The 12,740-nt window shown below is 64.5% G+C and carries 10 protein-coding genes and 3 pseudogenes; 5 read left to right on the top strand and 8 right to left on the bottom strand.

The annotated features are described in order from the left end of the window. Positions 1-188: pseudogene (locus LB571_RS28695) on the bottom strand (hypothetical protein); the annotation flags it as partial. Positions 189-464: 276 nt separating this feature from the next. Between LB571_RS28695 and LB571_RS28690 the strand changes: the two are divergent. Both LB571_RS28690 and LB571_RS28685 read left to right on the top strand, forming a co-directional pair. Next, positions 465-2,467: pseudogene (locus LB571_RS28690) on the top strand (PhoX family protein). A 133-nt stretch (positions 2,468-2,600) separates the two neighbouring features. Next, positions 2,601-2,825 (top strand): hypothetical protein, encoded by a 225-nt coding sequence (locus tag LB571_RS28685; protein WP_015314754.1) that lies wholly within the window; start codon positions 2,601-2,603, stop codon positions 2,823-2,825. 32 nt (positions 2,826-2,857) lie between these two features. Here the strand turns inward: LB571_RS28685 and LB571_RS28680 are convergent, their stop codons facing one another. Continuing rightward, the gene (locus LB571_RS28680) at positions 2,858-4,045 is read right to left on the bottom strand and encodes a flavin-containing monooxygenase (protein ID WP_224599729.1); all 1,188 of its coding nucleotides are present in this window, start codon (positions 4,043-4,045) and stop codon (positions 2,858-2,860) included. A 443-nt stretch (positions 4,046-4,488) separates the two neighbouring features. On the opposite strand from LB571_RS28680, the gene LB571_RS28675 reads away from it, so the two are divergent. Next, positions 4,489-5,526 carry a phosphatidylglycerol lysyltransferase domain-containing protein gene (locus tag LB571_RS28675; RefSeq protein ID WP_224599727.1) on the top strand — a complete coding sequence of 346 codons (1,038 nt, stop codon included), beginning with the start codon at positions 4,489-4,491 and terminating at the stop codon, positions 5,524-5,526. 27 nt (positions 5,527-5,553) lie between these two features. Here the strand turns inward: LB571_RS28675 and LB571_RS28670 are convergent, their stop codons facing one another. Further along, positions 5,554-6,333, bottom strand: coding sequence for an ABC transporter permease (locus tag LB571_RS28670; RefSeq protein WP_015314751.1), 780 nt, complete (start codon positions 6,331-6,333; stop codon positions 5,554-5,556). Next, positions 6,330-7,256, bottom strand: coding sequence for an ABC transporter ATP-binding protein (locus tag LB571_RS28665; protein WP_041163616.1), 927 nt, complete (start codon positions 7,254-7,256; stop codon positions 6,330-6,332). The genes LB571_RS28670 and LB571_RS28665 overlap by 4 nt, the downstream gene beginning before the upstream one ends. Before the next feature lie 234 nt (positions 7,257-7,490). On the opposite strand from LB571_RS28665, the gene LB571_RS28660 reads away from it, so the two are divergent. Further along, a complete protein-coding gene (locus LB571_RS28660) occupies positions 7,491-8,852 on the top strand; it encodes a cytochrome ubiquinol oxidase subunit I (RefSeq protein WP_140794062.1) in 1,362 nt (453 codons plus the stop codon). A gap of 241 nt (positions 8,853-9,093) precedes the next feature. Continuing rightward, positions 9,094-10,098: a cytochrome d ubiquinol oxidase subunit II gene (locus tag LB571_RS28655; RefSeq protein ID WP_140660324.1), complete on the top strand. Its 1,005-nt coding sequence runs from the start codon at positions 9,094-9,096 to the stop codon at positions 10,096-10,098. A 70-nt stretch (positions 10,099-10,168) separates the two neighbouring features. On the opposite strand, the gene msrA is transcribed toward LB571_RS28655, so the two are convergent. The 4 genes and pseudogenes from msrA to LB571_RS28635 form a co-directional block, all read right to left on the bottom strand. Next, entirely contained in the window at positions 10,169-10,894 is a 726-nt protein-coding gene (msrA, locus tag LB571_RS28650) for a peptide-methionine (S)-S-oxide reductase MsrA (protein ID WP_015314746.1), read from the bottom strand. A gap of 225 nt (positions 10,895-11,119) precedes the next feature. After that, positions 11,120-11,416 (bottom strand): hypothetical protein, encoded by a 297-nt coding sequence (locus LB571_RS28645; protein WP_015314745.1) that lies wholly within the window; start codon positions 11,414-11,416, stop codon positions 11,120-11,122. A gap of 116 nt (positions 11,417-11,532) precedes the next feature. Continuing rightward, complete coding sequence (locus LB571_RS28640) at positions 11,533-12,237, bottom strand: DUF1223 domain-containing protein (protein ID WP_224599725.1); 705 nt, start codon at positions 12,235-12,237, stop codon at positions 11,533-11,535. 182 nt (positions 12,238-12,419) lie between these two features. Further along, positions 12,420-12,740, bottom strand: a pseudogene (locus LB571_RS28635) (hypothetical protein); the annotation flags it as partial.

The raw sequence follows: 12,740 nt of genomic DNA, 5'->3' as shown, positions 1-12,740 counted from the left end.
CCATTCCCACCGCCACCGCCGTTCCCACCGCCACCGCCGTTGCCACCCTTGTCGGCATGTGCGGTCGCGACATCGATTCCAGGCACGAAGCCATGGAAGACGATTCCATAGGGAGCGATGGTCAGCGCCAGGACGGCCGCCGATCTGAGAGCCAGACGGCAACAACGGGCCGTGATCGATCCACGCATACTGATCTCCGTCGATTGAGCCGGCGCGCCCACCCCAACGTTGCAGTGCAACAACATCGCCGAAAGACGTGGTGACCGGAAGCGACCTCCGACCGTTGCGTTTGTCCCCCAGGACCTTTGCAGGCGCAAGCTTGGACCAAAGTCCCAGGCGAGGCGTGAAAAATTGCTCTCGTGAGCGAGCGGCAGCGGAGATACCATGTCACGAAAATGTGATCAGCCTGACGTAAGGCGGTCGAACAGGCAACAAGCTCCAGCCAAACCAAGCCAGAGGTTCCCATGACCGAACATCGCTCCCCCGACGCCCGATTCCGCACCAGCCTGCTCGAGGAAAACGAAGGCCCGGCCAACAATCCCAGCGAGAACCGCACCATGGGCGAGATCATCGCTGCGCGGTTCTCGCGCCGTGGCTTCCTCAAGGGTTCGCTTGCCGTTTCGGCGATCGCCGCCACCGTCAGCCCGCTGGCCATGATCGCCGCCGACGATGCCCGCGCCGCGGAAGGCTCAGCGTTCAAATTCGACGAGCTGGAGGCCGGTATCGACGATAAGCACCACGTCGCGCCGGGCTACGACGCCGACGTTTTGCTGCGCTGGGGCGATCCGCTGTTTGCCGATTCGCCGGAATTCGACCCGACGAAGCAGTCGGCGCAAGCCCAGGCCAGGCAGTTCGGCTACAACAACGACTATGTCGGTTACATCCCGCTCGATGGCTCGGCCGAACATGGCTTGCTGGTGGTCAACCACGAATACACCAACCCGCATCTGATGTTCCCAGGCATCGTCAAGATTGTCGAGAAGGACGGCAAGAAGTCGGCCGAGGTGGCGCCGCTCTCGAAAGAGCAGGTCGATGTCGAGATGGCCGCCCATGGCGGCACCATCGTCGAGATCCGCAAGGATGGCGGCAAATGGCGGGTGATTCGCGACGGCAAGCTCAACCGCCGCATCACCGCAAACACCGAGATGGCGCTGTCGGGCCCGGTTGCCGGCCATGACCGCGTCAAGACCAATGCCGACCCGTCCGGCGTCAAGGTGTTCGGCACCATCAACAATTGCGCCGGCGGGGTCACGCCCTGGGGCACGTATGTGATGTCCGAGGAGAACATCCATGGCTATTTCTCCGGCGAGCTGCCGGAGGGCCACAAGGAGGCCGCCAACTACAAGCGCCTCGGCATTCCGGAAGGCGCCTATGAATGGGGCGCGCACTATGACCGCTTCAACCTGGCCAAGGAGCCGAACGAGCCCAACCGCTTCGGCTGGATCGTCGAGGTCGATGTCAACGACCCGGCCTCGGTGCCGCGCAAGCGCACCGCCATGGGCCGCTTCAAGCATGAGGGCGCCGAATCGATCGTCGCCAAGGATGGCCGAGTGGTCTTCTATCTCGGCGACGACGAGCGCTTCGACTATGTCTACAAGTTCGTCACCAAGGGCATGTTCAACGCCGGCGACCGCGCGGCCAACAAGGATCTGCTCGACGACGGCACGCTGCATGTCGCCAAATTCGCGGAGGACGGCTCGGTCGAATGGATGCCGATCGTGTTCGGCCAGGGGCCGCTGACGGCGGAAAACGGTTTTGCCGGCCAGGCCGACGTGCTGATCGAGACACGTCGCGCCGCCGACCTCCTTGGCGCCACCAAGATGGACCGGCCCGAAGACATCCAGCCCAATGCCAGCAACGGCAAGGTCTATGTCATGCTGACCAACAATTCCAAGCGCAAGGCCGATCAGGTCGACGCCGCCAACCCGCGTGCCGAAAACGCCTTCGGCCACATCATCGAAATCGTCGAGGACGAGGGCGATTTCGCCGCCACCAAGGGCAGTGGGAAGTGCTGCTGAAATGCGGCGACCCGTCGGTGGCCGCCGTCGGCGCCACCTTCTCCACCGCGACGACAGCCAATGGCTGGTTCGGCATGCCCGACAATTGCGCGGTCGATTCGGCCGGGCGCCTGTGGGTCGCCACCGACGGCCAAGGCCCGAAGGCAACCGGCCGCACCGACGGCCTGTGGGCGGTGGACACGGAAGGATCGGCGCGGGCGACCTCGAAGCTGTTCTTCCGGGTGCCGATCGGCGCCGAAATGTGCGGCCCGCTGTTTGCGCCGGACGACCAGACCGCCTTTGTCGCCGTCCAGCATCCGGGTGACGGCGGCGAGGATTGGGAAGCGTTCGGCCGGCCCTCCTATTATGAGGACCTGTCGACCCGCTGGCCCGATTTCAGGCCCGACATGCCGGTGCGGCCGGCGGTGGTCGCCATCACCAAACAGGGTGGCGGCAAGATCGCCGTCTGAGGTCGGGCGAGACAAAAATGAGAGGGGCTCCGGCGATCCGGGGCCTCTCTTTTGTGCGATATCATATTCAAGCCTCGGGAAAGATTGGCAATTTACACGTGGCGCCCTAGATCGTGATCAGGAGATCATCGCCATGCCCAAGTCGATCTACGACCGTGGCCTGCTCAAACCTGACGAAGTGGCCACCTTGCAACGTGTCTTCGACGAGGCCTGCCGCCGACGGCAAGCGCATCCCGAATCCGTCGAGGCGCGTGAATTGGCGCTCACCTTGCTGGCCCTCTACAATGCCGGCATGGTCGACGAGGAGATGCTGACCGAGGCTGTCGGTTTCCGGCGGCTGGAGCCGAAATCGGCGTGACGCCGACGGCAAATGTTGTCCTATGCGGTCGCTCAGCGTGAGGCGCCGGAGAGGCGGGATGAGCCGGCGATCCGCGCAGCTATCGCCTTGGCCAATATGCCGGCATTCGCAAAGCAGCCGCGGATGCTCGGCCGCATGCCGGTGAACCACAGGCCGGGCAGTTTCGGATCGGCCTGGCCGCCGTTGAAGAGCGGAACGCCCTTCTCGTCGAGCACGCCGAGATTGCCGACCATCCGCTCCAGCCCAGTGCGGTAGCCCGTCGCCGCAATGACGATGTCGGGAGCGATCAGGCTGCCATCGGCCAGGATGACGCCGTCGCGGGTGAACTCCCGTACCCCGGGCACCACCACGATCCTGCCCGATTTAATGGCATCGACGGCGCCATCGTCGGCGGCGATCGCGGTATAGTCCGAGGTCAGGCGGCTGGCGCCGCCCGCGGGCGCGGGCGGCACGCCGAATTTGGTGAGATCGCCGAATACCAGGCGCTGCGTCACCGCCATCACCGCATCGGCGACGCGCAGCGGCAGGCGCGCCATGAGCGGCGAGAGGCGGTGCACGGCGATCTTGCCGACCCGCTTGGGCAAAAGGGCGGGGCCGTTGCGGGCCGACAGCCAGACAGCGGCGGTATCGACACCGGCCAGATGATTGAGTGCGTCGAAGCCCGAATTGCCGGCGCCGACAACCAGCACCTTCTTGCCCGCATAGGCCTGGGCGTCGCCAAAATCCGCCGAGTGGATGATCCGGCCCGCGAACGCCTGCATGCCCGTCCATTGCGGCGTGAAGGGTTCCCGGTCGCGGCCGGTGGCGACAACGACATGGCGCGCCAGGCGCGAGCCGGCGCTGGTGCGCACGACCCAGTGATCGCCCCTGAACGTGATGGACTCGACGGAAACGCCAAACTCCACCGGCAAACGGTTCGCCTCATGGAAATCGTTCATATGGCGGATGACGACGTCCCGGTGCGGAAAGGCGGGGGTGCCCTTGGGATAGGCAAGGCCGGGCAGCGCCGAGAGATCGCGGTGGGTGTTGAGGTGCAGCTGCTCGTGACGTCGGCGCCAGGGCTCGGCCAGCCGGCTTTCCTTCTCCAGGATCGCCGTCGCCACGCCGGCCTTCATCAAGGCCCTCGCGACGGCCAGCCCGGCGGCGCCGGCGCCAATGACGATCGCCGGCTCGACCGTCACCGCCTGCTCCACCATCGATCTGCTTGTCGTATCAGCCATTCACTCTCGAACCCCATTCGCCCTCGCGGCAGCCCTGAAGGCTCGCAGGCCGCTGTAACAGTTTGATCGCGCGCAGGACCCGAACGGCAACTCGATGCCGATCTTCGATGGTCCCGCGCCGAGGCGGCTTCGCTTCCGGAGCATTCCGCCGCCCGTCGGAAACAGCCGGTCGCGGCACCGCGTCAAAACCACGACATGGAGCGCATTACCCGCTTCCGTCCGAATACATCCAGCCCTATATGGCATATCGGCGGCATCGGCGATAATCAGGTCGCGGCAAAGTGATTGATTCGAGGTCCGGGGGCTGGCGGATCTCGTCACGGACGCGGGCATTCGAAACTGGCAACCCGATTTCGGCTACCCTGCGAAAAATCAAGACGCCGTGGCGCGTCTTGCGTGTCGTCGGACACGTCGCGCCATGGACGGCACGCGGAATCTCGACCATGCCCTCCTTGCGGATCTATTTCGACAACCTCCTCGAGGGGGCCTCGCCCAAGGTGGAGCGCCGGGCTCTGACGCATGTCGAACGGCTGGCGCTGGTGCGCCGCCATGGCGACTTCTCGCTCGCCTATTCCACCGCCGTGCAAAGCAAGCTTTCCTATTTCGGCGATGCCGACGGTTACATCGCCTTCGGCACCAAGATGAAGCATCATTTCGCGCTCGGCGATCCGGTGGCGGCGCCGGATCGGCGGCCCGATTACATCAGACGCTTCGTCGAGAGCGCCGGCGGCCCGTGGTTCGTGCAGATCGGCGAACAGACCGCCCAGGTCCTTGCCGGCCTTGGCTACAAGATCAACCGGCTGGGCATCGACACGCGCCTCGTTCTGCCCGACCATGATTTTTCCGGCAAGCGCAACGAAACGGTGCGTTATTCCGAGCGCTGGCTGCTCAAGAAGGGCTTTTCGTTCGAGGAGGACAAACGCACGATCCACCTCGACGAGATCTCCCGGCTGTCTCAAAACTGGCGCGGCGACCGTATCGTCAAGCGCTGGGAGATGGGTTTCCTCAACCGACCATTTTACGATCAGCTCGGCACCGACATGCGCCGTTTCGTGCTGCACGGCCCCGATGGCGACCTCGTCGCCTTGCTCGATTTCGATCCGATGTTCGCCGACGGCAAGGTGATCGGCTACACCACGGCCTTCAAGCGCAAGCACATCGATGCCTCGCCGCATGCCGAGATCGGCCTGACCAAATTCGCCGTCGACCGCTTTCGCGAGGAAGGCATTTCGGTGGTGACGCTCGGCCTGTCGCCGCTGCTCGATGTCGGCCCGAGCGGATTTGCCGAAAGCGAGTTCTGGCGCAACGCCTTCCAGCGCGCCTACGACTCGCCCTGGGTCAACCGCCGCAGGTTCAACCTGCAGGGACAGGCGGCATTCAAGCGCCGCTTCCACGGCGTCGAGGAACCGGTCTACATCGCCTTTCGCGAGGGGACCTACATCGAGATGCTGGGGTTGCTGCGGCTGGTCAAGGCCATTTGAGGCCTCTCTCACGACTTTAGGGCCGCGTCAGTTCCTCAGCCGGTAGCCGGTCCGGAAGATCCAGGCGACGATCGCGATGCAGACGGCCAGGAACACCAGCGTCATGCCGAGGCTGACGACGACCGAGACATCGGCCTTGCCGTAGAAACTCCAGCGGAAGCCGCTGATCAGGTAGACCACCGGGTTGAACAGCGTGATCGTCTTCCAGATGCCGGGCAGCATGTGGATCGAATAGAAGCTGCCGCCGAGGAAGGTCAGCGGGGTGATGATCAGCAGTGGCACCAGTTGCAGCTGCTCGAAGCTTTTCGCCCAGATGCCGATGATAAAGCCGAAAAGGCTGAAGGTCACCGCTGTCAGGATCAGGAAGGCGAGCATCCAGAACGGATGTTCGATGTGCAGCGGCACGAACAGCGAGGCGGTGGCCAGGATGATCAGGCCGAGGATGATCGACTTGGTCGCGGCGCCGCCGACATAGGCGATGACGATCTCCAGGTAAGAGACCGGCGCCGACAAAAGCTCGTAGATCGAGCCGACGAATTTCGGGAAATAGATGGCGAAAGAGGCATTGGAGATCGACTGCGTCAACAGCGACAGCATGATCAGTCCCGGCACGATGAAGGCGCCGTAGGCGATGCCGTCGATTTCGGTGATGCGCGAGCCGATGGCCGAGCCGAAGACGACGAAATAGAGCGACGTCGAGATGACTGGCGAGATGATGCTCTGCAGCACGGTGCGGAACGCACGCGCCATCTCGACCCGGTAGATCGCCCAGACCGCGCGAAAATTAGGGGCCGCACGCAGGTTCATGGCTCTTGCCTCAGGAGATTGACGAAGATCTCTTCGAGCGAGCTGTTCTTGGTATCGAGATCGCGGAACTGGATGCCGGCCGCCTCGAGATCCCTGATCAGCGAGGCGACGCCCGGCCGGTCGCTCTGGTTGTCGTATGTGTAGGTGAGTTGCGTGCCATCCGGCGACAGTTCGAGCGCATAGCGCGAGAGCCCGTCGGGCACGCTGCCGAGCGGCGCGCGCAGCTCCAGCCTCATCTCCTTGCGGCCGAGTTTGCGCATCAGTTCGGCCTTGCCCTCGACCAGGATGATCTCGCCGCGGTTGATGACGCCGACGCGGTCGGCCATGGCCTCGGCTTCCTCGATATAGTGCGTGGTAAGGATGATGGTGACGCCGTCCTCGCGCAGCCGCCGGACCATCGCCCACATGTCCTGGCGCAGTTCGACGTCGACGCCGGCGGTCGGTTCGTCGAGGAACAGGATACGCGGCTCGTGCGACAGCGCCTTGGCGATCATCAGCCGCCGCTTCATGCCCCCCGACAGCGTGATCGCCTTGGCGTCCTTCTTGTCCCACAGCGACAGGTCGCGCAGCACCTTCTCGACGAAGGCCGGATTGGCCGGCTTGCCGAACAGGCCGCGGCTGTAATTGACGGTCGCCCAGACGCTCTCGAACGCGTCGATAGTGAGTTCCTGCGGCACCAGCCCGATCAGGCTGCGCGCGGCGCGATAGTCCTTGTTGATGTCATGGCCATCGACGGTCACGGTGCCCGACGAGCGGTTGACGATGCCGCAGACGATCGAGATCAGCGTCGTCTTGCCGGCGCCATTGGGGCCGAGCAGCGCGAAGATCTCGCCGCGCTGGATATCGAGGCTGACTTCCTTGAGCGCGGTGAAGCCGGTGGCGTAGGTCTTGGAGACCCCGGAAATGGACAATATGGAGGGCATGGTTGAAAACGGCTGCCTGAAAGAGGTGACTTGATATAGGCCTGTTGTCGCCCAGTGCAACTGCAAGTCAATGCCCTGCTGCCAGTTCTGGACATCGAAGCGCGGAGCTGGCTGGGAATGCGCCGCGTCCATCCGGTAAAATTGTCCTGTGGCGTTCAGCCTCGCGGCAGGACGCCGCTTTGACCTGACCCCGCTTCGGGCCTATCCTTCGCGGTATTCCAGCCGGAGCCCGCCATGGACCCGCTCATACTGTCGCGCATGCAGTTCGGCGCGAATATTTCGTTTCATATCCTGTTTCCGACAATCACCATTGCCCTTGGCTGGGTGCTGCTGTTCTTCAAGCTGCGCTACAACGCGACCAATGATTCCGCCTGGATGCGCGCCTATTTCACCTGGGTGAAGGTGTTCGCGCTGTCGTTTGCCATGGGCGTGGTTTCGGGCGTCACCATGAGCTTCCAGTTCGGCACCAACTGGCCAGGCTACATGCAGCATGTCGGCAACATCGCCGGACCGCTGCTCGCCTACGAGATCCTCACCGCCTTCTTCCTTGAGGCGGCCTTTCTCGGCATCATGCTGTTCGGCTTCCGCCGCGTCTCCAACCGCATCCACACGCTGGCGACGGTGCTGGTCGCCGGCGGCACGACGCTGTCGGCGTTCTGGATCATCGCCCTCAATTCCTGGATGCAGACGCCGGCCGGCTTCGAGATGCGCGACGGCGTCGCGCACGCCGTCGATTGGTGGGCCATCGTCTTCAACCCGTCCATGCCCTACCGGCTGGTGCATATGCTGCTCGCCTCGGGGCTCACCGTATCGTTCCTGATCGCCGGCCTGTCGGCGCTGCGCTACCTCAACGGCGACCGTTCGGAATCGATGTGGAAGGCGCTGCGCACCGGCGTCTTCACCGCCGCCATCCTGATCCCGATCCAGATCCTGGCCGGCGACCAGCATGGGCTGAACACGCTGGAACACCAGCCGCAGAAGATCGCCGCCATGGAGGCCAACTGGAACACCGGCCCCAACGTGCCGCTGGTTTTGTTCGCGCTGCCCGACGAGGCGGCCAGGGAAAACAAGTTCGAGGTCGCCATTCCGGACGGGGCCAGCCTTATCCTGCGGCACTCGACCGACGGTGTCGTGCCGGGGCTGAACGACTATCCCGGCAATCATCCGCCAGTCTTTCCGCTCTTCTGGAGCTTCCGCATCATGGTCGGCACCGGGCTTTTGATGCTCGCCGTCTCCTGGTCGGCGGCCTTCTTCCTCAAGCGCCGGCACGCGCTGCCAAAGCCGCTCGCCCTGCTGATGGTGCCGATGGCGCTGTCGGGCTGGCTGGCGACGCTGGCCGGCTGGTACACGACCGAGATCGGCCGCCAGCCCTGGCTGGTGACCGGCGTATTGAAGACCGCCGACGCCGTCGGGCCGGTGGCCGGCAGCCATGTCGCGCTGACGCTCGCCATTTATCTCCTGCTCTACGTGCTTTTGCTGATCGCCTATCTCGGCGTACTGGTGCACCTGGCGCTGAAGGCGGCCAAGGACGGCGACACCTCGCCGCTGCCGGGTGTTCTCAACGCACCGCTGTCGCAGCCGGCCGCGGGGGAGTGAGCATGTTTTCATTGCAGGCCCGCGCCGCCCCTCACCTGCCTGCCGGCATCCTCTCCCCGTATAGGGACGGGGAGAGGAGCGCTGAGTCCTATGGTTTCGCCAATCGCCAACGTTGCATGGATGGCGCCGGCGTTGCGGCCAGCCCGCTTCTCCCCGTCCCTATACGGGGAGAAGTGCCCGGCAGGGCGATGAGGGGCTGCGCTAGCTTCGCAAACCGAAGTCAGGGCGTGAGGAGAGCAAGATGACCTATGACTGGCCGACCCTGCTCCCCCTGATCTTCGCCGGACTGATGGGCCTTGCCATTCTGATCTACGTCATTCTCGACGGTTTCGACCTTGGCATCGGCATCCTGTTCGCCGCCGCCGAGGACACCGAGCAGGACACCATGATCGCGGCGATCGGCCCGTTCTGGGACGCCAACGAAACCTGGCTGGTGCTGGCCGTCGGCCTGCTGCTGGTCGCCTTTCCGCTGGCGCATGGCGTCATCCTGACGGCGCTCTACATTCCGGTCTTCGTCCTGCTGGTCGGCCTGATCCTGCGCGGCGTCGCCTTCGATTTCCGCGCCAAGGTGCCGGCGGGGAAGAAACATCGCTGGAACCGTATTTTCTTCCTGGGCTCGCTCATCGCCTCGCTGGCGCAAGGCTATATGCTGGGCGTCTACGTGCTCGGCCTCGATGTCGGGCCAGGCGGCATGGCGTTTGGCGTGCTGGTGGCGTTCTGCCTGGCGGCGGCCTACGCGGCGATGGGCTCCGCCTGGGTGATCTACAAGACCGAAGGCGCGCTGCAGAAGAAGGCGGTGCTCTGGCTGCGCACCGCGCTGGTGCTGACCGCGCTCGGCATGGCCGCCGTGTCGCTGGCGACGCCGTTCGCCAGCCCGCGCATCTTCGCCAAATGGTTCGTCTGGCCCGAGATGCTCTATCTGTCGCCGCTGCCGATCCTGTCGGCGCTGCTGTTTGCCTGGCTGTGGCGGCAGACCTTCCATCTGCCGAGGCCTGACGATCGCCATTCGCTGACACCGTTCCTGACGCTGGCCACCATCTTCGCGCTCGGCTTTGCCGGCCTGGCCTGGTCGTTCTATCCCTATGTGGTGCCCGATCGCCTGACCATCTGGCAGGCGGCGTCGGCGCCCGAAAGCCTGGCGATCATCCTGGCCGGCACCGTGGTGGTGCTGCCGGTCATCATCTTCTATTCGTTCTATGCCTACCGCGTGTTCGGCGGCAAGGCGACGGATCTGACGTATGATTGAGGCGCGATGACAGCGCCTTTCTCCCCGTATAATGACGGGGAGAAAGGCCAGAATGGCGCGCCTCGCAATCTCAGTTGCTCGCCGACAGCACCAGCACCGGCTTTTCGCTGTAAAGCGCCGGGAACAGCGTCTTCAAATTCGCCACCTTGGGCAGGTCGTTGTAGACGATGTAGGGATAGGTCGGGTTCAGCGTCAAAAAGTCCTGGTGGTAGGTCTCGGCCGGATAGAAGGTCTTGCCGGTCTCCAGCGTGGTGACGATCGGCTCGCCGAACACTTTGGCCTTGTCGAGCTGCGCGATGTAGCTCTGCGCGATTTTCTTCTGGGCGTCGTTTTCGGCGAAGATCGTCGAGCGGTACTGGGTGCCCGAGTCCGGACCCTGGTAGTTGAGCTGGGTCGGGTTGTGGGCGACCGAGAAATAGACCTGCAGCAGCTGGCCGTAGGTCACCTTGGACGGATCATAGGTGATCTCGACGGACTCTGCGTGGCCGGTGCGGCCGGTGCCGACCGTCTCGTAGACGGCGTCGTCCTTGGCGCCGCCGGTATAGCCCGAGACCGCCTTGCTGACGCCCTTGACGTGCTGGAACACGCCCTGCACGCCCCAGAAGCAGCCGCCGGCGAAGATCGCCTTCTCTGTGCCGGTGGCCGCTTTTTCGTCGATTGCCGGCGGCGGGATCTTCACGGCATCCTCGGCGGAGATGGCCGGCGTCAGCCAGAAGGCGGCGCCCGCGACGGCAAGGGCGAGGGCGGCGAGCGCGCCCCGGACAAAGCCTGTCGAACGTTTGTTGATAGTGGTCATGGTTGCACTCCTCATGGCTTCCATTGGGATCAGTCTATTGGATCAGCTACGGTGGCGCGATGCGTGAGTTGCGGCGGAGGCTCACATTCGCGTGCGCCCCCAGACTTTCTGTTTCGACCCCGTTGCCGAAGCAAAACCGCTTCAAGCCTTTCCCGGGGGGCTGCTCCAGCAACTGTCCCCGGCTGGACAGGGAGCCCGCCAGGGACAGAAGGCCACGCACCAATCTCAATTGGCGGTGGCATCCGTTGCCGGCTTCATCGCGTCGGTCGCCGGTTTCATCGCATCCGTGGCAGGCTTCATGGCGTCCGTAGCGGGCTTCATGGCGTTGGTCGCCATCGGGTCGGCGGGCTTCATCGCATCGGTTGCCGGCTTCATGGCGTCCGCGGCCGGCGCCATGGCGTTGGCGGCGGGCTTCATTGCATTGCTGGCATCGTCGGCGCGGGCGATGCCGCCGGCAAACAGCGCCGTGGAGCACAAAGCGAGGGCGAGCGCCGGCAGCGTCAGGCGGGAGAAAGTGGTCATGGTCGGTTCCTTGGGTTTACGGGTTGATGGCACGCCCTTTGGGCGGCCGGGCTCTTGCACCGCTGCTCATGCGGCGGTGCAAATCTCTGTTTGGCAAATCTCTGCTCGAACGCGATCTAGTTGGCGGCGGCGGCCAGGATCGGTCCGCCGCCGGGCGACTGCACCAGCACGGCGGTGCTGAGGCCGCCCGAGGCCGCCGGCAGATCGAGCGTCTTGGCGTCGCCGCTCCAGCTGCCGAGTTTTGTCAGCGCATGCACGACATTGGCATGCGGCAAGGTGCGCCCGGTGTTCTCGCCGCGCGCCACCGGCACCTCGACGACACCCTTGGTGTAGCGCACCAGCCAGACATCGGCATGGCCGCCCGGAGCGGCGCCGGCGCCGATCGCGACCTTGCCGCCCTCAAGCGCCAGCGACGGGCCGCCGGTCTTGGCCGTGGCCGCGATCAGATGTTCGATCTCGCCGGGTGCTGCGCCGACGACGTCGGCATGGCCGTTGACCACCACTTGCGGCGTGAATGGCCCGTCATGGCCGAGCGGCGGCTCATAGGACACCTGGCGCTGCGTGAATTCCTGCTTGCCGAACGTGTCCTTCCAGCCGAGGTAATCCCAGTAGGTGACGTTGAACGACAGCGCCAGCACGCCGGGCCGGTCCTTGACCTTGATGAGGTTGGCGTTGGCCGGCGGGCAGGACGAGCAGCCCTGGCTGGTGAACAGCTCGACCACGGTGAGCGGCTGGGCGACGGCGCCGGCAAGCGATCCGGCGAGCGCCAGCGCGGCGAGGCCGGACAGTACGAAAAACCTGCTTGGTAGGACTGGCGACATCGGCTTGCTCCGTGGGGACGACGCCACGATGCGCCGCTCATATCCCCACTTCGCCGCCACGGACGGCTTCGTTACAACGCTCACCGGTTTGTGATTGAAGAGCGCCTCTTCCCTGCGGGCCCCAGAGATTGGCGAACACGGTCGCCGCATCCAATCTCACCCACGAGGGGAGATCGGCAGCGTCACTGTGTCAGCGCCGTCTCCGAGGGCCGCTTGTTGTAGTCGCATTTGCCGGTCACGTTGTAGAAGAAGTCGGCGTTGCTGACTGGCGCCGGGACCGAGTTGCCGCCATCTTCCCAAGCCTGGTAGGCTGTCGCGCCGCAAGGCACGACGCTGAAGATGTCGACAGGCTGACCGGTGGCCGTCTCGGTCAGGGTGGTCGCGCTCAAACCGCTATAGAGCCGGTTGGACGTCGTTGGATCGTTTGAGATCAGCTTTTTCGGGTTGCCCGACGGTACGTCCATCTGCAAATAGAGGCCGCCCATCGCGCTGACGTCGATCGC

Source organism: Mesorhizobium sp. BR1-1-4, assembly GCF_020165375.1.
Lineage (GTDB): Bacteria > Pseudomonadota > Alphaproteobacteria > Rhizobiales > Rhizobiaceae > Mesorhizobium > Mesorhizobium australicum.
Note: the sequence above shows the minus strand (reverse complement) of the source record. Positions and strands in the feature narration are given on the sequence as shown.

Coding starts and splice junctions, on each gene's coding strand:
- LB571_RS28685 (WP_015314754.1), top strand. CDS start 2,601: ATGCCCAAGTCGATCTACGACCGTGGCCTGCTCAAACCTGACGAAGTG.
- LB571_RS28680 (WP_224599729.1), bottom strand. CDS start 4,045: ATGGCTGATACGACAAGCAGATCGATGGTGGAGCAGGCGGTGACGGTC.
- LB571_RS28675 (WP_224599727.1), top strand. CDS start 4,489: ATGCCCTCCTTGCGGATCTATTTCGACAACCTCCTCGAGGGGGCCTCG.
- LB571_RS28670 (WP_015314751.1), bottom strand. CDS start 6,333: ATGAACCTGCGTGCGGCCCCTAATTTTCGCGCGGTCTGGGCGATCTAC.
- LB571_RS28665 (WP_041163616.1), bottom strand. CDS start 7,256: ATGCCCTCCATATTGTCCATTTCCGGGGTCTCCAAGACCTACGCCACC.
- LB571_RS28660 (WP_140794062.1), top strand. CDS start 7,491: ATGGACCCGCTCATACTGTCGCGCATGCAGTTCGGCGCGAATATTTCG.
- LB571_RS28655 (WP_140660324.1), top strand. CDS start 9,094: ATGACCTATGACTGGCCGACCCTGCTCCCCCTGATCTTCGCCGGACTG.
- msrA (WP_015314746.1), bottom strand. CDS start 10,894: ATGACCACTATCAACAAACGTTCGACAGGCTTTGTCCGGGGCGCGCTC.
- LB571_RS28645 (WP_015314745.1), bottom strand. CDS start 11,416: ATGACCACTTTCTCCCGCCTGACGCTGCCGGCGCTCGCCCTCGCTTTG.
- LB571_RS28640 (WP_224599725.1), bottom strand. CDS start 12,237: ATGTCGCCAGTCCTACCAAGCAGGTTTTTCGTACTGTCCGGCCTCGCC.